The organism is Edaphobacter sp. 12200R-103, assembly GCF_010093025.1.
GTDB lineage: Bacteria > Acidobacteriota > Terriglobia > Terriglobales > Acidobacteriaceae > Edaphobacter.
In genome coordinates this window covers 3,084,113-3,104,057 of sequence record NZ_CP048114.1, presented here as the reverse complement: position 1 = coordinate 3,104,057, position 19,945 = coordinate 3,084,113, and the positions used below count along the sequence as shown (strand labels likewise).

At 59.9% G+C, this 19,945-nt stretch carries 19 protein-coding genes and 1 tRNA gene; 12 read left to right on the top strand and 8 right to left on the bottom strand.

The window, feature by feature from the left end:
• Positions 1 to 117: 117 nt before the first annotated feature.
• From ispE to rplI, 8 genes are all read left to right on the top strand, one after another.
• On the top strand, positions 118 to 1,119 hold the full coding sequence (ispE, locus tag GWR55_RS12905) for a 4-(cytidine 5'-diphospho)-2-C-methyl-D-erythritol kinase (protein ID WP_162402629.1): 1,002 nt from the start codon (positions 118 to 120) through the stop codon (positions 1,117 to 1,119).
• Positions 1,120 to 1,151: 32 nt separating this feature from the next.
• A tRNA-Gln gene (locus GWR55_RS12900) sits at positions 1,152 to 1,225 on the top strand.
• Positions 1,226 to 1,668: 443 nt separating this feature from the next.
• A complete protein-coding gene (locus GWR55_RS12895) occupies positions 1,669 to 2,598 on the top strand; it encodes a ribose-phosphate pyrophosphokinase (RefSeq protein ID WP_162403964.1) in 930 nt (309 codons plus the stop codon).
• Between the two features lie 96 nt (positions 2,599 to 2,694).
• Entirely contained in the window at positions 2,695 to 3,360 is a 666-nt protein-coding gene (locus GWR55_RS12890; RefSeq protein WP_162402628.1) for a 50S ribosomal protein L25, read from the top strand.
• A 65-nt stretch (positions 3,361 to 3,425) separates the two neighbouring features.
• Positions 3,426 to 4,040: an aminoacyl-tRNA hydrolase gene (pth, locus tag GWR55_RS12885; protein WP_162402627.1), complete on the top strand. Its 615-nt coding sequence runs from the start codon at positions 3,426 to 3,428 to the stop codon at positions 4,038 to 4,040.
• Positions 4,041 to 4,128: 88 nt separating this feature from the next.
• Positions 4,129 to 4,545, top strand: coding sequence for a 30S ribosomal protein S6 (gene rpsF, locus GWR55_RS12880; protein ID WP_162402626.1), 417 nt, complete (start codon positions 4,129 to 4,131; stop codon positions 4,543 to 4,545).
• A 167-nt stretch (positions 4,546 to 4,712) separates the two neighbouring features.
• Positions 4,713 to 5,054, top strand: coding sequence for a 30S ribosomal protein S18 (gene rpsR / locus GWR55_RS19605; RefSeq protein ID WP_162402625.1), 342 nt, complete (start codon positions 4,713 to 4,715; stop codon positions 5,052 to 5,054).
• A gap of 60 nt (positions 5,055 to 5,114) precedes the next feature.
• Positions 5,115 to 5,597, top strand: a complete 483-nt coding sequence (rplI, locus tag GWR55_RS12870) for a 50S ribosomal protein L9 (protein ID WP_162402624.1) — start codon at positions 5,115 to 5,117, stop codon at positions 5,595 to 5,597.
• Positions 5,598 to 5,831: 234 nt separating this feature from the next.
• Here the strand turns inward: rplI and GWR55_RS12865 are convergent, their stop codons facing one another.
• The gene (locus tag GWR55_RS12865; protein WP_162402623.1) at positions 5,832 to 7,598 is read right to left on the bottom strand and encodes a murein L,D-transpeptidase; all 1,767 of its coding nucleotides are present in this window, start codon (positions 7,596 to 7,598) and stop codon (positions 5,832 to 5,834) included.
• A 43-nt stretch (positions 7,599 to 7,641) separates the two neighbouring features.
• Positions 7,642 to 8,826 (bottom strand): hypothetical protein, encoded by a 1,185-nt coding sequence (locus GWR55_RS12860; RefSeq protein ID WP_238398387.1) that lies wholly within the window; start codon positions 8,824 to 8,826, stop codon positions 7,642 to 7,644.
• Positions 8,827 to 8,917: 91 nt separating this feature from the next.
• Here GWR55_RS12860 and GWR55_RS12855 point away from each other — a divergent pair, with 91 nt between their 5' ends.
• Positions 8,918 to 9,388 carry a DUF2251 domain-containing protein gene (locus GWR55_RS12855; RefSeq protein WP_162402621.1) on the top strand — a complete coding sequence of 157 codons (471 nt, stop codon included), beginning with the start codon at positions 8,918 to 8,920 and terminating at the stop codon, positions 9,386 to 9,388.
• Between the two features lie 176 nt (positions 9,389 to 9,564).
• Here the strand turns inward: GWR55_RS12855 and GWR55_RS12850 are convergent, their stop codons facing one another.
• Entirely contained in the window at positions 9,565 to 10,095 is a 531-nt protein-coding gene (locus GWR55_RS12850; protein WP_238398386.1) for a GNAT family N-acetyltransferase, read from the bottom strand.
• 83 nt (positions 10,096 to 10,178) lie between these two features.
• Here GWR55_RS12850 and GWR55_RS12845 point away from each other — a divergent pair, with 83 nt between their 5' ends.
• The gene (locus GWR55_RS12845) at positions 10,179 to 11,144 is read left to right on the top strand and encodes a LysR substrate-binding domain-containing protein (RefSeq protein ID WP_162402620.1); all 966 of its coding nucleotides are present in this window, start codon (positions 10,179 to 10,181) and stop codon (positions 11,142 to 11,144) included.
• Here GWR55_RS12845 and GWR55_RS12840 read toward each other — a convergent pair.
• Both GWR55_RS12840 and GWR55_RS12835 read right to left on the bottom strand, forming a co-directional pair.
• A complete protein-coding gene (locus GWR55_RS12840) occupies positions 11,104 to 11,631 on the bottom strand; it encodes a 5'-3'-deoxyribonucleotidase (RefSeq protein WP_370521141.1) in 528 nt (175 codons plus the stop codon). The genes GWR55_RS12845 and GWR55_RS12840 overlap by 41 nt on opposite strands.
• Entirely contained in the window at positions 11,628 to 12,407 is a 780-nt protein-coding gene (locus GWR55_RS12835; protein WP_162402619.1) for a zinc ribbon domain-containing protein, read from the bottom strand. Before GWR55_RS12835 ends, GWR55_RS12840 begins: the two co-directional genes overlap by 4 nt.
• Before the next feature lie 273 nt (positions 12,408 to 12,680).
• Between GWR55_RS12835 and GWR55_RS12830 the strand changes: the two genes are divergently transcribed.
• Together GWR55_RS12830 and GWR55_RS12825 are read left to right on the top strand one after the other, a co-directional pair.
• Positions 12,681 to 14,099, top strand: a complete 1,419-nt coding sequence (locus tag GWR55_RS12830; protein ID WP_162402618.1) for an SPOR domain-containing protein — start codon at positions 12,681 to 12,683, stop codon at positions 14,097 to 14,099.
• A gap of 191 nt (positions 14,100 to 14,290) precedes the next feature.
• Complete coding sequence (locus GWR55_RS12825) at positions 14,291 to 15,883, top strand: DHA2 family efflux MFS transporter permease subunit (protein ID WP_370521140.1); 1,593 nt, start codon at positions 14,291 to 14,293, stop codon at positions 15,881 to 15,883.
• A gap of 72 nt (positions 15,884 to 15,955) precedes the next feature.
• Here the strand turns inward: GWR55_RS12825 and GWR55_RS12820 are convergent, their stop codons facing one another.
• The 3 genes from GWR55_RS12820 to GWR55_RS12810 form a co-directional block, all read right to left on the bottom strand.
• Positions 15,956 to 16,249, bottom strand: a complete 294-nt coding sequence (locus GWR55_RS12820; RefSeq protein WP_162402616.1) for a hypothetical protein — start codon at positions 16,247 to 16,249, stop codon at positions 15,956 to 15,958.
• A gap of 206 nt (positions 16,250 to 16,455) precedes the next feature.
• Positions 16,456 to 18,282 (bottom strand): beta-galactosidase family protein, encoded by a 1,827-nt coding sequence (locus GWR55_RS12815; RefSeq protein WP_202925508.1) that lies wholly within the window; start codon positions 18,280 to 18,282, stop codon positions 16,456 to 16,458.
• A gap of 94 nt (positions 18,283 to 18,376) precedes the next feature.
• Positions 18,377 to 19,879, bottom strand: a complete 1,503-nt coding sequence (locus tag GWR55_RS12810; protein ID WP_238398385.1) for an outer membrane beta-barrel protein — start codon at positions 19,877 to 19,879, stop codon at positions 18,377 to 18,379.
• Positions 19,880 to 19,945 lie beyond the last annotated feature (66 nt).

The following is a 19,945-nucleotide window of genomic DNA, read 5'->3' as shown; positions in this document are numbered from 1 at the left end:
GCGGCCCTTCGGGCCTTCGGTCGAGATGACACTTCTTCAGGGAACAGGGAACAGGGAACAGGGAACAGGGAACAGGGAACAGGGACGGCAAGGGCCTGCAGGTAAAATCGAAGTCGCATGCCTACCCGCGTCCGTTCCTACTCCAAGATCAACCTTGGCCTCGCCATCGGCCCGGCTCGAGAGGACGGTTTCCACGGCCTGACTACTCTCTACCAGACGCTGGAGCTGCACGATCTGGTCACGGTTGAGGCTGGGCGGGCAGACGTTACCAGGCTCGTTCTCAGCTCCAACGAGGAGCGGGTTCCGCTGGACGGACGGAATACGGCGTGGAAGATGGTGGAGCGCGCGCTGGAGCGGATGAAGATCACCGCGCAGGTGTCCATCCATATCGACAAGCGGCTTCCGGTCCAGGGCGGGATGGGGGCGGGAAGCGCCAACGCCGTGGCCGCACTGATCGGGCTGGAACGCGAGCTGGGCGCATCGCTCCCCGGGCCGGAGCGGCTGGAGCTGGCGGCGGAGATCGGCTCCGACGTCCCCCTGTTCCTGCTGGGGGGCTCGGTTCTTGGATTGGGACGCGGCGAGCAGGTCTTCCCCTTCCCCGACCTGCCCGGCTTTTCCGCCGTCATCGCGATTCCCGGCGTAGGAGTGTCTACCCCGCAGGCCTTCCGGGACTGGGACGCGCTTTCATTGACGCAGCCGGGTAAACCCGATAAGCTAGAACAGTTGAGTCTCGCTTACGCATCGGTTTATGCGAAGCCAGGCACTTCCGGTATCTTCCAGAGTTCTCCCCCGCCCGAAGGGCAGGGTGGCTGTCTGGATGATCTGGCGGAGAATACCCTTCTCGCGCTTGTCCGCACCGGGATCGAAAACGACTTTGAACGGGTCGTGTTTCCAGTCCATCCCTCCCTGCGCGAAATCAAGCACTTATTGATGGGTAATGGCTCCGGTCAGGCGCTTTATGCTGCGCTTTCCGGCTCGGGTTCGGCCTTGTTCGGGCTGTACCGTTCGGAGGCAGATGCTCGCCAGGCTCAACAGCGCGTTCAGGACGCGGGTACGAAGGCAATTGTTACGCAAACCTTGCCCCGCTCGCTGTACTGGACGAGAATGTTCGCAGAGTGACTTCGGCTGACCGCAACGATGCAGCCGATTACTGGGCGATCGACTAACGGTAGGTCAAGTGCCTTTGACGCACTCAGTCCAGGTTCGAATCCTGGTCGCCCAGCCAGAGAGTCGTTCGCCAGCGAAAGAGAGCAGTTTAGGGATTTTTACGGCAGCAACATGCCGTTGGAAGTGAAGCAGGAAAATCTGAGCGTCTGCGGCCTGCAGAACATACAACTACACGGGCCGGTCAACAGCGTCAGAGGTTTTTGAAGAACAGTCTTAGGTAGTTTTCAGGGATTCGCAACAAGGATTTTTGATGGAACGCGGAGTCGCAACAAGGCTTCGCTAAGACGAAGGCAGTAGGAACTATTCAAGGTCAACCAGCCTGGAGGTTTCAACGTGAACGAACAAGACGCGACTGCAGTTCTTTCCCCTATTCAGGGTCAGGTTGAGGAGGCCGAAACCGGCTCCCAGCCTGTACCGGCGCTCTCCGACAAGGGTCAATCCAGTGGACAGCCGAAGGCAGCGGAGAAAAAGCGCGTTCCGCGGCCGAGTGAGAACAAGCGCATGAAGATCTTCTGCGGATCATCCAACCCCGCCCTGTGCGAGGAGATCTGCAAATTTGTCGGAGTACCGATGGGCGAGGCCCGCCTGCAACGTTTCTCCGACGGCGAAGTCCATTTTCAACTGCTCGAGAATGTTCGCGGTGCGGACGTCTTTCTCGTGCAGCCTACATGTTTTCCCGTGGATCAGCACCTCGTGGAGTTGCTGATCATGATGGACGCGCTGAAGCGCGCATCCGCGGGACGCATCACCGTCGTAATGCCGTATTACGGTTACGCCCGGCAGGACCGCAAGGACCGGCCCCGCGTTGCGATTACGTCGAAGCTGGTTGCCGATCTTCTGACCACGGCCGGTGCGAACCGTGCCCTGCTCGTCGATCTGCACGCAGCCCAGATTCAAGGGTTTTTCAACATCCCGGTCGATCACCTGTTCGCAAGCCCGGTTCTGGTGAGCTACTTCCGGGATCTCAACCTGCCGGACCTGACGGTGGTTTCCCCGGATGCCGGCGGCGTGGAGAGGGCGAGATTCTTTGCCAAGAAGCTGGACCTTCCGCTGGCCATCGTGGACAAGCGGCGGACGGATATCAATGTCACCGAGGTGATGAACGTGATTGGCGATGTCAAAGGCCGGACGTGCCTGATCCTCGACGACATTATCGATACGGCCGGAACGCTGGTGAAGACGGCCGATGCCCTGCTGGACCAGGGGGCGAAAGAGGTTTACGCGTGCGCCACGCATGCCGTGCTCTCGGGCCCGGCGATCGAGCGCATCCGCGAGTCGCGGCTGAAGCAGGTGGTCGTGACCAACACCATTCCTCTGCGCGAAGAGGCGCAGAAGATGGACAAGATCAAGGTTCTTTCGATCGCCGGTCTGTTGGGCAGGGCGATTGAAAGCATCCACATGGAGACGAGCGTCAGCTCGCTCTTCAATTAGCTGAAACCAGAACCCAGGCATCCGGGGCTGGAAAATTTACGCGGCAGAGCCGCAAAGGGAGCGGAATAGATTCCGTGCCCGAAAGGAAGAAGGCAAATGGCAGTTTCCACGTTCGACGCAGTCGTAGCTACTCCCCGCGAGGGCAAGTTCAACAAGAATGCGGCTCGTCGCGTTCGCGTCGCCGGTAAGATTCCGGCAGTCGTCTACGGCGCCGGTCAGGATCCGGTCGCCGTTACGGTTGACCCCAAGGTCATCACCAAGATTCTGCACTCGGAGTCGGGGCACAACACCATCTTCGACCTGAACGTCGAAGGCGGCGCAGCCACCAAGGCCATGATCGTCGACTGGCAGAATGAGCCCATCAAAGGCAAGTTGCTCCACATCGACCTCAAGCGCATTGCGATGGACAAGGCCATGCGCGTCTCGGTTCCGGTTCAGCTCATCGGTGTACCCACCGGAGTGAAGAACCAGGGCGGTATCCTCGACCACATTCTGCGTGAGGTCGAGATCGAGTGCCTTCCTGGCGATATTCCAAGCCACATCGACGTCGATGTCACCGGTCTTGAGCTGCACGGTGCAATTCACATCTCGGACCTGCCGCACTCCGGCTCCATCAAGTTCTTGGGCGAAGAGACGGCAACGGTCGCGCACATCACCGTCATCAAGGAAGAGGCTCCGGCCGAGGCTGCTGAAGGTGCTGCCGAGCCCGAGGTTGCCAAGAAGGGCAAGACGGAGACCGCTGAGGCTCCTGCCAAGAAGTAGTTTTATGGCCATCCCGGGCGCAGGTTCGGGATGGCTACTGGTTTTGTACGGAAGGAACGGATTGCGTGAAGCTGATCGTCGGACTTGGAAACCCAGGGATCGAATATCAGTTCACCCCCCACAATGCCGGGTTTCTTGCGATCGACCGCATCGCAGAAGACTATGGCGTTGTTGTCGGCAATCGGCGGGGTAAGGCGCTTACGGCAAAGGCGAGGCTGGCAGGCGAGGAAGTTCTGCTGGCAAAGCCGGAGACGTTCATGAACCTGAGCGGGCTTTCGGTCGCCGCACTGGTGAAGGAGCTGGGGATCGAGGACATCGCAAGGGACGTGATCGTCCTCTACGATGAGCTGGCATTTCCGTTGGGCCAGTTCCGCATCGCGGAGCGTGGTTCGGCGAACGGGCACAACGGGATCAAGTCGATCCTTGGGGCGCTCGGGACGGAAGAGTGGATTCGCATCCGCATCGGGGTCGGGAAGCCGGCGCTGGCGGATGGAAGAGAGATTAAGGCGGGAGGCAGGGATTATCTGCTGACGCCAATGCGCAGGCAGGAGCTTGCGGTGATGGATGAAGTGCTCGACCGCGTGAAGATCGCAGTCGAGACGGTGCTAACCAAGGGGGTCAGTGCCGCGATGAACGAGTTCAACCGCCGGCCGGAGAAGGATTCGGACGGCGGGAAGTAGAAGCATAAACGCAGTAGATTCCATACCGACCCCGGCAGACCAACGGCGGGCGGTGCGAAGAAGAACTTCGCAGAAAGAAGTGAAACGCATGAGCCGTACTTATGAAGTGATGTACATCGTCCGTCCGGACGTGGAAGAGGCAGACCTCGACAAGCTGATTGAAGGCTTCGAAAAGAATGTCACCGACGGTGGCGGAGAGGTCAAGTCGACCGAGAAGATGGGCCGCCGCCGCCTGGCCTACACGGTTCGCAAGTTCAACGACGGTATCTACGTTCTGATGACTATCGTCGCCGAGGGTGCTCTGGTCGGTGAGATCGAGCGTCGTCTGCGCGTCTCCGAGCAGGTGATCAAGTTCATCACGGTGCGCATCGACGAGGAAGAGAAGCGCCTGGCGAAGATCAAGGCAATCCGCGACAGCAAGGTGAAGCGCAGCGCCGTTGAGCAGGCAGTAGCTCCCGAAGCTCCTGTGGCGGAGAGCCCTTCTGCAGAGACTGCAGCGGTCTAGTTCGCGCCGGATAACAAAGGATCTGCGGCGTTCCAACGGAACACCGCATGACGCAAGACCATTTGCCTGAAGACGCTTCCATACCGTTCCTGCAGGGCGATATGTCCAGAGACTCCATAGCGTGTCTGGAGCGACGAGGGCACCAACCACGAAAGAGGAAATGACTCATGGCTGACGAGACAACCAGCACTCCATCCCCCGAACAGCAAGCTCCCTCATCCCGTCCCAGCTCCGGTCCTGGCGGCCCCCGGCCTGCCCGCCCCGCAGGTGGCCCCGGTGGGGGCGGACGAAAGTTCTTCCGGCGCAAGAAGGTCTGCAAGTTCTGCACCGAAAAGATCGACGCGATCTCCTACCGTGATGTTCGGCTGCTGCAGGGCTTTGTGGCTGAGCGCGGCAAGATCGTTCCGCGCCGCCTGACGGGCGTCTGCACGCGCCATCAGCGGAGGCTTTCGCAGGCCATCAAGCAGTCGCGCAACATCGCCCTGCTTGCATTTGCCACGCGCTACTAACTTTTCGTCGAGGCCCATGCCCTTGTGTGCAGGGCCTGACCATGGAACGGAGACATTGCAATGGAAGTCATTCTGAAGGAAGACATCAACAAGCTCGGCCACCGCGGCGACGTCGTCAAGGTCGCGGACGGTTACGGGCGCAACTACCTGCTGCCGCAGAAGCTCGCCATCGAAGCGACTGCAAACAACAAGGCCGTCATCGAGCAGATGAAGGCTTCGGCCGTCCGCAAGTCGGCGCGCGAGAAGGTGGACGCTGAGGCGTTTGCCACCCAGCTCGGCGAAGTCGAGCTGGTCTTCGAGCGCAAGGTGGGCGAGCACGAGCACCTGTTCGGCTCAGTCACCTCGAGCGACATCGCGCACGAGCTGGAGGCCAAGGGCTATACCGTCGATCGTCGCAAGATCTCGCTCGACGAGCCCCTGAAGACGCTGGGCGAGTACCATGTCCCGGTCAAGCTGCACCGCGAGGTCACCAGCCACGTGAAGGTCACCGTAAAGAGCGACCAGCCCGAGGCTGAGGCAGTCACCAGCGCTTCCGCCGAGTAGCTCGAAACGAAATAGCAACGCAGAAATACCCCGTCCGGTGACGGGGTGTTTCTTTTGGTGATCCGGAATGGAGCTGATAAGGCTAGGTGTAGCTGCTGAGAGATCGTCATCCTTCACTACGTTCAGGATAGCGGCGGGCAAGCGTGGCTCAGGATGACGACGGGAAGATGACTCCTGACGGAAACGGCTTTTGGGCGGAGTCTCTCTTTTTCTTAAGAGCGCAGGCCCCCTGGATCAGACGGTGTTATCGGTCTTTGGCCTGGAGGCTACCGCGTCGGGCCGGATGGGATACGGCGGTCCCTTTTCGAGGGTCTTTCTCAGGCTCTCGTCGTAGCCATAGATGTCGTTAAAGAAATGAACGTGGCCGTCTTCTTCGACCTCGGCGGTGACGTAGAAGATGACGATGGGAATCGGCGTCTTGAGGTTGACCTGATAGTTGTTGGGGCCTGCATTCATGGCCTGCTGCACCTTGTCGAGGCTCCACTCCTTTCCGTCCTTGTCCTTCTGTCCGTCGAGCAGCCATGCCGCGAGGTCGGCGGGCTTCTGCACACGGACACACCCGTGGCTGAAGTCGCGGCGCGTTCGATTGAAGAGCTCGGTTGCAGGCGTGGAGTGCAGGTAGATGTCGTACTGGTTGGGGAACATGAACTTCACCAGTCCCAGCGAATTTCTTGGGCCGGGCTTTTCCCGCACCATCAGGCCGCCCTGCGCAAGTTGCTTTACGGTGTAATCCGATACCGTCTGCCCCTTGTTGTTGTAGACCTCGAAGTTCTTCGACTCGAGGTAGTTATGATTTGCCTGAATATGTGGGATCAGCTCTTTGCGGACGATGCTGGTAGGCACGTTCCAATAAGGCCGGAAGACCAGGTAGCGCATCATGCGGGCAAAGACGGGAGTCTGGTGCTCGCCGATGACTTTGCCGACGACCACCTTCATCTTGAACTCGAGATTATGGTCAGGGCTATAGGCACGCAGGACAAACTCAGGCAGGTTTACCAGCAGCCGTGGATTCAGGTAGGGATCGGGCAGCCAGCGCCAGCGCTCAAGGGCGTATTGAAGCTGGGCAACACGCTGCGACATAGGAACGTTGAGACTTGTGACGGTTTCGGACGTCAGCCTTCCGTCGATGGTGAGACCATGCCGTTCCTGGTAGGCGCGTAGTCCTTCGCTGATGCGCTTTGTAATGACATGCGGGGCGTCATCCGTCTTCTCCTGGGTGGCAGACTCGGCAGAGGATGCGATATCGCCTTCGAGGAGGAGCCGCTGCTCGAGCTGGCCGGCCGCCGGATAGGTCTCGCCAATGCTCAGAGACTTTGTAACTGTGGGGAGTGGCTGTGCTGCGGAACCGGCAGGCTCCTGGCGCGCGAGCTCAACGTAGTGAGTCAGGGCATCTTCGGTGCGGCGATAGTTGTCCGAGTCCGGCTCGACGGTGGCGAGCAGCTTGGGAACATCGGTGATGTCGACGGCGTGATCGGAGATAAACTCGGCGAGGTTGTACTTCTTGTTGGCCACGTCGATGCCGAAGTTGAAGTGCTGCGGATTGACGCGGCCGATGCGGAGGTCGGAGATGAAGCGCATGACATTGACGGTCATTGCGACATCGAACTTCGCGACCACATCCTCGTGGCCCGATGAGAGCGATTGGATGCGGGCGGGCCAGCGGGAGTTGTCGTAGTCTTCGGGATTCAGTCCCTTATCGGCTGCCTCGGCAAAGGCCTTGATAAAGCCCTGCGCGGCAGGGGTAGGCTTGCCGTCACGGGTCCAGGCGATCTCGTAGTTGCGATCGTCATAGAAGGTTTTTACCAACGGCTCATAGTCGGAGATGTTGGGCCAGCGGAGGAAGCTGAGCCTGCTGAACGCGACCAGCGACTGAATGTCGTCGGAGTAGTCGGTTGTGTTGGGAGCCGAAGTGGTCTTGCGATGACGATGGCACCCGGAGAAGGTAAAAAGCAGTGCCAGCAGCGAGAGTATACCGGCGGAGCGAAGAGCAGATTTGATCAAAATGGACCCGTCCCGAGAGTTCAGGCCATCCACGGCCTGATCGCTACGTTTGATGAGCAATGGCGTTCAAGACTGTGATGCATGCAACGGCCTGTGTAGCCAGGATCAGGCCTGTGAGCGTAAGAAACAGTTTGCGATAACGTGTCTCCAGAATATCCGCGAAGACTCCGCCGATGAAGGTGAAAAGAAAGGGCAGAGCCCAGAACCACGGTCGCGCCACGGTCTGGGTGGTCACCAGTGGAAGCAGCGCGAGAACCACCAGAAACGGAGCGGTGTTGCCGAAGTAGCGGCAGCGGCGGATTCCCGCATAGAGAATGAGGCAAACCACTGTTGCGACAGTGATGGCCGCATTCGCGGGCGTGGTGAAAAAGGTCTTGAGGGCATTGAGCGAGAACCAGAAACGCGCACCGCCCCCGGTGAAGACATAGCTGAAGGCCGGAAGCCGGAAGGAGTAGAAAGCGAAGAGAACGATCAGTGCTCCGATGGCGGAGAAGATGAGGATCTGGAGGACGTAGCTGCGGCGCTGTTCGGCCAGGTACATCATGAAGGCCACGGCAGCCAGAAATCCGACGATGGCGGCAAGAAGATGCGCTGCGGCGGTAAGGCCCAGCGCGATAATCAGCAGGGCGATGCGGGGACGCCACTTATGCCGAGGCCCTTGCATTGCGTGAGCGACCCCGATTGCGGTATAGACCAGCCCGTAGAGTCCCCACATGGCGAGCACGTCGTTGTTGGGCGACACGCTGTAACGGACGACCTCAGGGCAGAAGCAGTAGAGCGCGAGCGCGAGGAATCCGCCTTCGTTGCCGAAGAGGCGCCGCGAGACCCACCATAGGCCGGCCCCCAGCCAGATGGCAAAGAAGACAAAGGGAAGATGCAGAAGGAATTTGACGCTCGATAGCTCGTGGCGGGCCTCCCACGTGGAGCCACTGAGGCCGCCGGCGTAGAGGCGATTCTCCGGGCTGCGCGTTTTATCGATGGCCAGAAGCACCAGCCGCTGCGCGGTGAGTGGAAGCCCGGCGACACGGTATCCAAAGGTTCCGTCACCGTTCAGGTTGCCGCAGGAGGTGAAGTACCCGGCCAGCGGCGAGGGATTCTCCCACATCTCACGCCCGCAGCGGGCGAAACGGTAGTCGTCGGTCGAAAGCTGCTGGCGGGAGATAACCCAGGTGCACTGTGCAAGGAAGAGAAAGAGCAGCAGCGCAGCAAGCCGCTGCGGCCAGCCCATTTTAAATTCAGGAAATCTCAACCGTGGACCGCCCTCTCGTTCTCCAATCAATTGCCATAAGGCCTTGCTTCTATCGTATCGTGAGAGAGATATGCAGTCGCTTACTTTTACTCCCGGCCTCGCCTTCCTCTCCTCCGACTCCTCTGCGCCGCCATGGACGGTGGTCTTTGAAGACGAAGGTATCGCGGGATACTTCTATGCCTGTGACCGCTCGCAGACGACGCACGAGGAGAGCATCCTCGACGCGATGCTGATCTACAACGTGGAGGCCCTGGCAAAGAGCGACGCCGAGCATCAGCGTCCGGAGCCGGAGCGCATCGCCGCTGTGGAGTGGTCGCGCGATGGCATGCAGGCCGTGCTTTATCTGGATGGCATACCGCAGGCGCTCTACGACTTCAGAGAGAGGGCAGGCTACTGCCGGTTGAACTTCCCGAACTTTCTGGAGGAGAAGGGCGACATCTGGCGCAAGTCCACGCACGCCTGGTCCGAGGCTGCGATTCAGCGCTTTGAGGCCGAGCTGTATGGCCTGACCGGACCGCAGGATGGCGGCAAGGAGAGCTAAGGGGTGTCGAACTAATGTCTAAGCTCTGATCGCAGTTCCCCGGCGATGCGAGATGTAGTTGCGTTAGATACCGCGTCGATTCGGAGAGGCAGCCGGCATAAAAGGATGACACTTTGTTCGAAGCACGTTTGGAGGACGTCGCCGGATGATTGTCCTGGATGAGCCCGGGACAATCATTAGAAGCGCAGTTCCATGAAGACGTTGGCTCGGACGTACGGCGAGGGACGGGGCGGAAGGTGTTCGAAGCCCAGCGACTCGTACAGGTGAACCGCGTTGGTGAGCTTGCTGTTGGTTTCAAGGTAGAGCGAGTCGGCGCCGAGAGCGCGGCCCTGTTCAACAGTGTAGGCGAGCAAGCGACGGCCAATCCCGCGGCCCTGGCACGACTCCGCGACGGCCATCTTGGCGACTTCGTAGACCCCCGTCGACATCGGGAGCAGCGCACAACACCCGACGTGCTTTCCCCTTGAAACTGCGAAAAAGATGTGGCCGCCTTTGGAAAGAACGTAGCCTTCGGGGTCGCACAGCATCTCGTTGTCATGGTCTTCAAGGCCGAAGTGCCGCCTGATCCATGCCTCGTTGAGTTCGCGAAAAGCGGTGGCATCCCCGGCCTGGAAGGGACGCAGTTCGATGGAGGCTGAAGACATGGAATCCTCGTTTGACGGCAGGTCGTTGGACGGAAGATCGGCAAGCCACAGGGTCGAAGACATGAGCCAGCTCCTATGCCTCAAGGCTAGGGGCTGACGTATCATACGTCCAATATATTGTTCGTCTCTATCAGGACGTTATACCTATGGATGAACGGGATGTCGAACTGCGGCACCTGCGCTATTTTGTCGCTGTCGCCGAGGAGCTGCACTTTGGCCGCGCCGCAGAGAGACTGCATCTGGCGCAGCCTCCGCTGTCGCAGCAGATTCGCCGCCTTGAGGAGATTCTGGGGTATCCGCTGTTCCTGCGGACTTCACGTGCGGTGCGGCTGACTGCAGCCGGAGAGGTCTTTCTGGAGCGCGCCCGGCGAACGCTGCGCAGCGTTCGCGAAGACATCGAAGAGGCTCGCAGCATCGGGCGTGGTGACGAGGGATTTCTGCGCGTCGGCTTTATCGGCTCGAGCATGTTGACGCCACTGCCGGCGATGCTTGGGCGTTATCGCAGCCTGTACCCTCGCGTACAGCTGCAGCTCTCGGAGTCTTACACCGCGAGCATTGCGCAATCGTTGAATCGCGGCACGGTCGATGCGGGTTTTCTGCGCGATGGCGGGCCGACGGAGGGTCTGCAGATCGAGGCTCTGTTCTCAGAGCCGTTTGTGGCCGTGCTGCCGCGGACGCACCGACTGGCAGGCCGAAGCATCATCTCAACGGCCGATCTTCGCGACGATCCGTTTGTCTTCTTCTCTCCGACGGCAGGTGCCCTGGCCTATGAGAAGCCGATCTCTCTGTGCCAGATACACGGCTTTCGCCCGCGGGTGGTGCAGGAGGCTCCGCAGTGGCTCACGATTCTGCGGCTGGTGGGTGCGGGCCTCGGCGTCTCGATCGCTCCTGCGTGCGTGCGCCAGATTGCAGGAGCAGATGTATGGTGCCCTGGGCTGCGCGGGGCCCGTGTGAGGAGCGACATTGAGCTGGCATACCGCAGAGGCGAGGACCGCGCGGTCGTCAGGGCGTTTGCCGCCGTGGCACGGGAGAGCTTTCGCGATGCTGTGCGGGCGAAGACAGGAGCTCCGGTTATCCCAGAAAGAGCTTCTCAACATCGAGCCAGTCGTTGACGCGCCGGAAGCCCTTGACCGCAACGTTATGCGGTGAGGTGAAAAGGATTCCTTCCCCCTGAAACCGGCGCAACTGGCGAGGATTGTCGTCGATCAGGTAATCGGCGCGGATGACGCTCTTATCGCCGCAGTAGACGATGTGCGACGGCGGAAGAAAAGGAAAGTGGCGTTCGAGCCAGCGAAACTTCTGATGGAAAGAGGTCGGGACCTCCATGGCGGCGGTCGCGATAAACACCTCGTACTTCTGCTGCAGCAGCCGCATGACGCGTTGCGATTCCGGCATGACGGTGAGGCTTTCGAAGAAATCTTCCGAGCGGAGATAGCCCTCAAGCGCGTTATGGCGATCGACGGCGACGACGTCCCACAGCTTTTTGCCGTGAAGATCTTCCAGCGTGAGCTTATCTTCGTGATCACGGTTGTAGCGCAGCAGATGTTCCGCCAGCGCGTCCGCCATCACCTCATCCATGTCGACAGCGATTCTCTTCACAGCGCTCTCACAATCGAAGCCGCGATACTTTCATTCTGCGCGGGCTTCTTCTGCGGAGCATCGCGCGCGGGGTCCCAGTAGAGCAGCCTTCCGCAGGATTCGCAGGTAAGCATGATCTCGTCGTTGCTCCGGTCGCGCAGATCATTCCAGCGCTGCGGCCGCACCATCATCTGGCAGGCGGAGCACTTATGGTCGATGCCTTCGGCAAGAGCAGTTCCGCGCGAGCGGGCGACGCGGTCGTAGAGCGAGAGCGCGTTTTCGCCGATGGTGGGTCGTAGGGCCTCGCGCTTCGCGTTTACCTCTGCGAGCAGTGCGCGATCGCGCTCCAGTGTCTCAGAGGAGCGTGCGCGTGCTTCAGCATGGGAGCGGGCCAGGTTGGCGACCGTCTCTTCCGCGGCGCTCTTTGCGGCTTCCATCTGTTCGGTACGCTCCATGCTCTCCAGCTCACTGTCCTCCAGACGGCTGATCTCCGCTTCGGCGAAGCCGATCTCGTGTTCGAGAGCGGAGGCCTGGGCCGTCGTCGTGACGACATCCATCTGCTTGCGGAGCCGGGCGGCCTTCTGCTGATGGCCCTTGATGTCCAGCTCCTGCTGGCGGCGGAGCGATTCCTCGCGGGCAAGGTTCTCGAGGACGGTGGACAGATTCTTGCGGGCCGCCTCATGGTCCTGGCCGAGCCGGGCGACGTGCTTCGGAAGCTCCTCCATCTGCTCGGTGAGGCGGTGGGCCTCAAGGTCGAGAGCCTGGAGAGCGATCATCTTTTCTAGGTCGGGATGCATCGTCACCTTCTTTCCCCGGACTTCAGGAACGCACGAAGGCGATGAGTGCCGGAAAGTTCGCAGTCTAGCACGGCTTACAGGGGAGAACCAACGGAGGCACATGCAAAGCTCTGCGCGTTGAGCAGGCCGGGTGCATTGGAGGATAATGAAGAGCGTTACGCGCCGCCTTCTCCTCCTGTGCGCACGTTCCGGGAGACGGGAGAGCGGCCGATGTCTCACTTGGCCCTCGGGCATCCTCCTGCAACCAAACACCCTCTGAGGAATGGTCTGTTTATGCAACTTTGGAATGACTATGAAGGACGAACAATTGCTGAGGCGTATCCACTCAAGAAGCTGATCCGCCCGGAGGGGAGGAGCGCCTTCTTTCTGACGACCAACGGTACGGGAACGCCATCGATGGTTCGTTTGATTGAAGCGCACTTTGATGAGTCGGAGATCCTGACGCGCTGGAAGACGATCTCGGAGATCCAGCAGGAAAATCTGGTCGCAATGCGCAAGTTCGGCGAGACCACGCTGGACGGCACGCCGCTGGTCTACGCCGTGATGGAACCGACCGAGATGAGCCTCGCGGAGTTGTTGCAAAACCGCACCCTGACCGTGGAGGAGACCAAACAGCTTGCCGCCAGCCTGATCGGCGCGCTGACGGCATTGCATCAGAGTGGACTGGTGCATGAGCATCTGGATCCCGCGAATGTTCTCGCCGCCGGGGAGACGGTCAAGCTGCGCAGTGACTGTGTGCGTGAGGCCGCATCTCCTGACGGAGACGAGGCAGAGGCGAGCCGCAGGAAGGCCGGCGACGTACAGGAACTGGCCGCATTGCTGCTTCAGGCGATGACGGGTAGGCGAAGCCTGCAAGGTTCGGCCACGATGCTCGCGCCGCCCTTCGATGGAATCATTCGCAACGGCCTAAGCGGAAAGTGGGGATTGAGTGAGATGGCTGCGGCTCTCGGTCCCGTAGCGAAACCCCAGCAACCTCCGGCACCCGCGCCTGTGCCACCTGCCGCTGCGAAGCCCGATAATAAGCAGATTCCTGCGGCGCCTTCCGCAGCGACGACGGAGAAACTGAAGACAGAATCCGCAGGCCCGCTGTTCGATCGTGCGGAGAGCACACAACCGGCGCCCCCGACAAAGCTGGAGACGGCAGCGGCTGCATCCGCAAACGCAGCCGCCAGACCCGTGCCCCCTGCCCAGGCTCCGGATGTCAGACATCGGATTGTCAGACCAGTGGAGCGGGAACCGCAGCGCCTGAAGATGATTGCGGCCATAGCGATTGCTGCGCTGGTGCTGCTGGCTTTGGGCTGGTACTTTCTCCGTAGCGGCACATCGCCAGCGACGCAGAGTACCGCGACCACTTCCGCATCGGCGCCCGTACCTTCGACTCCGGTCCCGCCTGCACCCGTTGCAGCGACTTCGCCTGCCCCGGCTTCCGCTGCAGCCGCCGGAACTGGCCGTACAGAGTGGCGTGTGGTCGCCTACACCTATAACCATCAGGACCAGGCGCAGAAGAAGGCGGACGAGATGAGGGCAAAACATCCGGCGTTCAATCCGGAGGTCTTTTCGCCGCACGGACGTGCTCCCTACCTGGTAACGGTGGGTGGAGCGATGACGCGCGATCAGGCGATTGCATTTCGAGCGAAGGCTCGCAGTGCTGGTCTGCCTCGCGACACCTACGCACGCAACTACACCCGCTAAGGGCTGCCGTACATGGGTGCGGCCAGCTTGCGCTTGCTGCACCGTATGCGGTGCAACAGGCAAAACTTCCACATAAAAACTGAATCCCCCGGCTTCAGGCCCGAATCGAAATTTCACGCATGGCTTCGACTACCCTAGAGTTACCCGGCCAACTGCCCGATCGTACCCAGGAAAGTCCAGCCTCCTCGAAAGTGGCCTGGCGGCCAAAGGCCAATCCCTGGATTGTCGCCATGACCGTAACTCTGGCGACATTTATGGAGGTGCTGGACTCCTCCATCGCCAACGTGGCCCTGCCGCACATTGCCGGTGGACTGGGCTCGACTCAGGAAGAGGCTACGTGGGTCCTGACCGCATACCTTGTCGCGAACGCCATCATTCTGCCGGCGGGCGCATACATGACGACGTTCATCGGGCGCAAGAAGTTCTACATGATCTGCGTCCTGCTGTTCGGGGTCAGCTCGGCCATGTGCGGTCTGGCGCCATCGCTTCCGCTGCTGGTCTTCTTCCGCATCCTTCAGGGTATCGGCGGAGGCGGACTTGCTCCATCGGAACAGGCGATCCTGGCTGATACCTTTCCGCCGGAAAAACGCGGTCAGGCCTTTGCCATGTACGGTCTCGCCGTCGTTGTCGCTCCTGCCATCGGTCCTACCCTGGGCGGCTGGATTACCGACAACTACGACTGGCGCTGGATCTTCTTCCTCAACATTCCCATCTGCCTGCTTTCGTTGTTTCTGACCTCACGTATCGTCGAGGATCCGCCTTATGTGCATGAACAGGTGAAAGAGGCGCAGAAGGGAGGCATTCGGCTCGACTTTCTTGGGTTCGGACTATTGGGATTGACCTTCGGCTCACTGGAGTTCGTGCTCGACAAGGGCCAGGAGGATGACTGGTTCGGATCAAAGCTCATCACATTCTTTGTCGTTACGATGGTAGTCGCTTTCATCGCGATGATCTGGTGGGAGCTGCGGCAGCTTCGCACCGGCAACAGGCCCATCATCAATCTGACGCTGTTCAAGCGGCGAAACTTCGCCATCTCGTTCGCCCTGATGTTCGTACTGGGATTTGCGCTTTACGGAACGACCATCCTGATCCCGCAGTTTGTCCAGACGTTGCTGGGCTACACGGCCGAGCTGGCTGGAATGGTGCTGTCACCCGCGGGCTTCATGATGATGGCGATGATGCCCGTTGTCGGCTTCCTTTCGAGTAAGGTCGATCCGCGCAAGCTGATCGCGTATGGCTTCACCATGCTGACGCTGGCATTGATTCTGATGCACACGATGGACCTGAACATCAGTTACGGTCGGCTTGTGTTCCTTCGCATCGTCCAGGCGTCTGGACTAGCCTTCCTGTTCATTCCCATCAATACGATCGCGTATATCGGGGTGAAGCAGTCGGAGAACAACGACGTCTCCGGCCTGACGAACCTTGCCCGCAACGTGGGCGGATCATGCGGCACGGCGTTTATGGCGACCATGCTGACGCGCCTTTCGGCGGCGCATGAGACGCACATGGTACGAAATCTCACCACGGGCAATCCCGCGTTTGTCGATCAGGTAAAACGGCTGAAAGAAATGTTCGGCGGACATGGAGACGGCAATCCGATGCTGGGACAGGCCTCGCACACCGCGCAGGCGTTCATCTACAACCAGCTGCATCGCCAGGCCGGAATGCTCGCGTACCTCGACATCATCCAGTACCTGGCGATCTTCTGCGCGTGTATGCTTCCGCTGCTGTTCTTCATCCCCAAGCCACCGGAGCATCTTGATCCGGGTGCGGGGCACTAGGGCTGATTGCTGTTATTGAAAGAATGCATCCCGCTGACAGTTTACGGCCTCGATTCACCTTCGGGCTGCCATCTAAGCTTTGGTTTTCTTATCTGCGAGCCTGACGCATGAACTGATCAGCAAGTATTCCAGATAGCCGAAGGGCGCCACGAGAGGGAACGTATAGTTTTTGTTCGGGAACGGAACATACGCAACCAGAAGCGCATCTACGACTGTCATTGCAACGATGACAATCCAGAACCAAACCAGCCTTAGATGGTCCACGTGCATCCTAACCGCGAGGATTAGCGTCCCCACAGCACAGGCGGCAACCGTCCCCTTTCCAACTAACCCTAAGGCCGAAAATGCCAAATAGATAGGCAGCATGCAAGCTCCTATGGCGATAGCCCATGCCCTAGATGGAACACTTTCTGGACGAGAGTCATCCCTTTCTAGATCAGTATTTAGGAACATATCTCCTCACGGCGCGATCGATTCCTGAAGCAAGACCTTAGATTTACGAAGCAAATGCAAAAATCCTTCCGTCTTGCTCAGGAAGACCTCCGGAGCTCTCCAGCCCCTTCGATTCAGCCTCACAGCTCCGGCTTATCCAACCCGCGGAGAGTCCCGCCTATCTTGCCCTTCGCGTCGAAGACGATCACTTCGTTCTGCCCCGTCTTCAGCCACGGTGCGGGAGCGTACAGCGTCTTCTGCGGGCCAACATTCCAGATCCTTCCCAGCGCGTGATCGTTCAGCCAGAGCTGGCCCTTGGTGAAGGCCGATGTGTCGAGGAAGGTGTCGGCGGTCTTTGCGAGGTTGAAGTTGCCGCGATAGAAGCATGGTCCTTCGCACGGTCTCTTTGCGAAGGGGAGCTTCTCGACGTGCGTCATCGTCAGCGGATAGATCTCCCAGTCGAGGAGCGGTTTGCCTGCGAGCGTGACCTGTTGCGTGATGCCGGCGCGTTCTCCGCCGATGGTCTTGCCGAAGTTCACGCGACCCGTGTTCTCGACCAGGATATCCAACTGCGCTCCGGCGGTTCCGTGCAGCGGCATACTGGTCTGTTTGAGACGGCGGTCGATCGTTCCCACCAGTTTTTTATTCAGGTAGACCTGCGCGTAGCTGTGCACCTGGTCGAGCACCAGCTCTCCCTGGGCGTCGTTCTTCAGATGGGTGCGGTAGAGGATGTAGCCGTAGGCCTGGCCGATGTCCTCCATGCTCTCGACCTGGTCGGACGAGATCGCCAACGGAAGGTTGTCCCAGAGCGATGCGGTCTCCTGCATGGTCACTGCGGGCACGCTCATCGCCGGATCGACCTTCGGAACGGGCGGTGGTGTCACGCCGGTAGCCTTTGCGATCACATCGCGCATGGCGAAGTACTTCGGTGTGGGACGTCCGCTCTCGTCGAGGGCAGAGTCGTAGTCGTAGCTGGTCACGTCGGGCTCGTAGCTTCCCTTGCCGTCCGTGTTCGCGCCGTTCATCCAGCCAAAGCTGGTGCCGCCGTGGAACATGTAGATGCTGACGGAATATCCCTGCTCCAGCATCCATTTCAAATTCGACACCTGTGCGTCGGCATTGGTGTGGGCGTGCTTTCCTCCCCAGTGATCGAACCATCCCGCCCAGTACTCGCTGTTGAAGAACGGCCCATTGGGACGTTCCTTCTTCAGAGTCTCAAAGGCCTTTTGTGCATCGCCTACCTTCTCTCCGCCGAAGTTGATGCCGACAGGAAGATCGGGCAGGGAGCCGTTGGGAACCTGCTCCGGCCCATCAGCTGTGTAGAGCTGCGACCTTGTAAATCCAGCATCGACCAGTAGCTTGTGGATCTGCTGCATGTAGGCGTGATCGCTGCCGTAAGAACCGTATTCATTCTCCACCTGCGTCAGAATGATCGGGCCGCCGTTGCCGATCTGCAGCGGCGCAAGCTCCTGGCCCAGCCGCTTGATCCAGCGCGCTGCCGGCTGCATGAACTTCGGGTCAGTCGAGCGGACGACGGTGGCGTGGTCTTTGAGCAGCCACGCGGGATAGCCTCCCCACTCCCACTCCGCGCAGACGTAGGGGCCGGGACGAAGGATGACGTAAAGCCCCTCCTGCTGGGCTTCGCGGATGAACTCGGCGACGTCATTATTTCCGCTGAAGTCGTAGACGCCGGGCTGCGGCTCGTGAACGTTCCAGAAGACGTAGGTCGTGATGGTGTTCAGCCCCATCGCTTTGGCCATGCGCAGGCGGTCGCGCCAGTAAGCGCGCGGAATCCGGGGATAATGCATCTCGCCGGAGATAACGCGGAAGGGTTTGCCGTCGAGGGTGAACTGGCCGTTGCTCACCGCAAATATGTGCTGCGGTGCGGGCTGTTCCGGAACTTTCTGTGTCGGCGCACAGGAGACGAGGCCGAGAAGAAGAGACAGAGCAAGAAGTCGCTGATGCAAGGCCGGTCACACTCCAGGAAGATGTTGACCTGCGCGCCAAATCTCAGCGGCGATCAGGACCCAGGCCACGCTTCGTTATACAACACCGCAGCCTTCAGAACTTGTAGATGAGGTCCACGCCGAAGAAGAGCTGGTTTCGGGCCTTGCCGCCGTTATAACCGGGCCGGTCCCACGAATGATCGAAGCGCAGCTCAGGCCGGAGCATCACCGTCGTGCCGAAGGTCTTGGTTGCATACAGCGTGTTCTCGGTATATTTGCCCGCGATACCGGTGCGCTGGCCCTTCTTGTCGTTGAGGAAGTCCGATCGCAGACCGACGAAGAGCTTGGAGTTTACCTCGTAGTTGAGGTAGTTCATGGCTGCATATTCCGGTGCAAGGCAGCTCCGCTGCCCTGCAGCGCAGAAGGCTCCGTTGGCTCCGGTCTCCGGCGGCAGCGGGTCGGCGACGTTGTGAGCCACGTTCGGGACATCGCGCTCATACATTCCCCACATCTCGGTCAAGGTATTCCACTTCGCGTTGAAGCGGTGATTCCACGTCAGGTCAAAATGTTGCACGTTGTCGTAGGCGTATCGGCCATCATTGATGCCGCTGGCGCAGAGGTACAGGTTGTCGTGGTTCGTCCTGGTCGAATAATCCAGGCAGGCAATTGCGGACGGCTTGCGATCCTCGGTCCACGGAGCAACGTCGTGTCCTGCTGAGATACCAAGCTGCACCATCCACTGCGGAGTCAGCTTAAGAGTGGCAACTGCTCCCGTCTCCGTGGAGGGTGCCGCCGAGAAGACCAGGGAGTGGCTGATGGTGTAGTTGCCGGGAGCCAGCTGAGTCTCAATGCCGGGCACCGAAGGAAAGCGGCCGAAGCGAACGATGAGGCCCTCCTTCACCGGGAAGTACAAATCCACGGATTCCCATAGAGGATCAAAGCCGTATTGGTGATTGTCCTCGAGCAACTGGCTGCTGCCGTAGCCCTTGGCGATGGTGTAGCGGTAGTCGGCTCCGAAGAAGCCCGAGAGATGAAAGCCCCAGTCGAAGTGAGACCGCTGTACCGTATCGGGCTGTCGCTCCAATATCAGCACGGCCTGGTTCATCACCGGGCGGTTGGGAATAAACCCGTAGGTCAGCGGATAGTTCGTATCCGACGAGGTGCTGGCATTTACCGAGGCGTCTACCCAGCCGTAGAGACGGACGCGATTCTTCTCCTGCTTCAGGGCGGACATTGTCGGATACACATTGGAGTCCGGCAGCCCGATCGCCGTCGATCCCCCATAACCCCAGTCCGAGGACGGGAAGGGAGGAGAGTCCAGAGGCGCATCCAGAGCCCTGCGAGGTGCTGGTTCCGCTGGCGCCCCCGCGAGCCCCTTCCAGTCGGCGAGATAAAAGTTGCCGAACCTGTTCCAGACGCTGACGCTCTGCCGGATGCTGTTGTGCGATGCGTCTGCGGTGGCAGGCAACAGGTTCTCGTCGGCTGCAGCGGCAACCGTGATTGGGGCAAGACCCGTTTGGGCGCGATCGAATTTCGTATCCTGGGCCTGCATGCTTTCGCACACAAACGGCAGGACCAGGCCCAGGCATAAAGCCCAGCCAGTCAGGCTGATTTTCAAGGGATTGTCTCCGGGGTTCTGAGGCTTCCATCATGGTTCCTACGGCGGAACCTGGGTACCCTTGCA

Excerpts from the sequence above, each read along its gene's own strand:
- ispE (WP_162402629.1), top strand. The coding sequence starts at position 118 with ATGCCTACCCGCGTCCGTTCCTACTCCAAGATCAACCTTGGCCTCGCC.
- GWR55_RS12895 (WP_162403964.1), top strand. The coding sequence starts at position 1,669 with ATGAAGATCTTCTGCGGATCATCCAACCCCGCCCTGTGCGAGGAGATC.
- GWR55_RS12890 (WP_162402628.1), top strand. The coding sequence starts at position 2,695 with ATGGCAGTTTCCACGTTCGACGCAGTCGTAGCTACTCCCCGCGAGGGC.
- rpsF (WP_162402626.1), top strand. The coding sequence starts at position 4,129 with ATGAGCCGTACTTATGAAGTGATGTACATCGTCCGTCCGGACGTGGAA.
- rpsR (WP_162402625.1), top strand. The coding sequence starts at position 4,713 with ATGGCTGACGAGACAACCAGCACTCCATCCCCCGAACAGCAAGCTCCC.
- rplI (WP_162402624.1), top strand. The coding sequence starts at position 5,115 with ATGGAAGTCATTCTGAAGGAAGACATCAACAAGCTCGGCCACCGCGGC.
- GWR55_RS12860 (WP_238398387.1), bottom strand. The coding sequence starts at position 8,826 with ATGGGCTGGCCGCAGCGGCTTGCTGCGCTGCTGCTCTTTCTCTTCCTT.
- GWR55_RS12855 (WP_162402621.1), top strand. The coding sequence starts at position 8,918 with ATGCAGTCGCTTACTTTTACTCCCGGCCTCGCCTTCCTCTCCTCCGAC.
- GWR55_RS12850 (WP_238398386.1), bottom strand. The coding sequence starts at position 10,095 with ATGTCTTCGACCCTGTGGCTTGCCGATCTTCCGTCCAACGACCTGCCG.
- GWR55_RS12845 (WP_162402620.1), top strand. The coding sequence starts at position 10,179 with ATGGATGAACGGGATGTCGAACTGCGGCACCTGCGCTATTTTGTCGCT.
- GWR55_RS12835 (WP_162402619.1), bottom strand. The coding sequence starts at position 12,407 with ATGCATCCCGACCTAGAAAAGATGATCGCTCTCCAGGCTCTCGACCTT.
- GWR55_RS12830 (WP_162402618.1), top strand. The coding sequence starts at position 12,681 with ATGCAACTTTGGAATGACTATGAAGGACGAACAATTGCTGAGGCGTAT.
- GWR55_RS12820 (WP_162402616.1), bottom strand. The coding sequence starts at position 16,249 with ATGCTGCCTATCTATTTGGCATTTTCGGCCTTAGGGTTAGTTGGAAAG.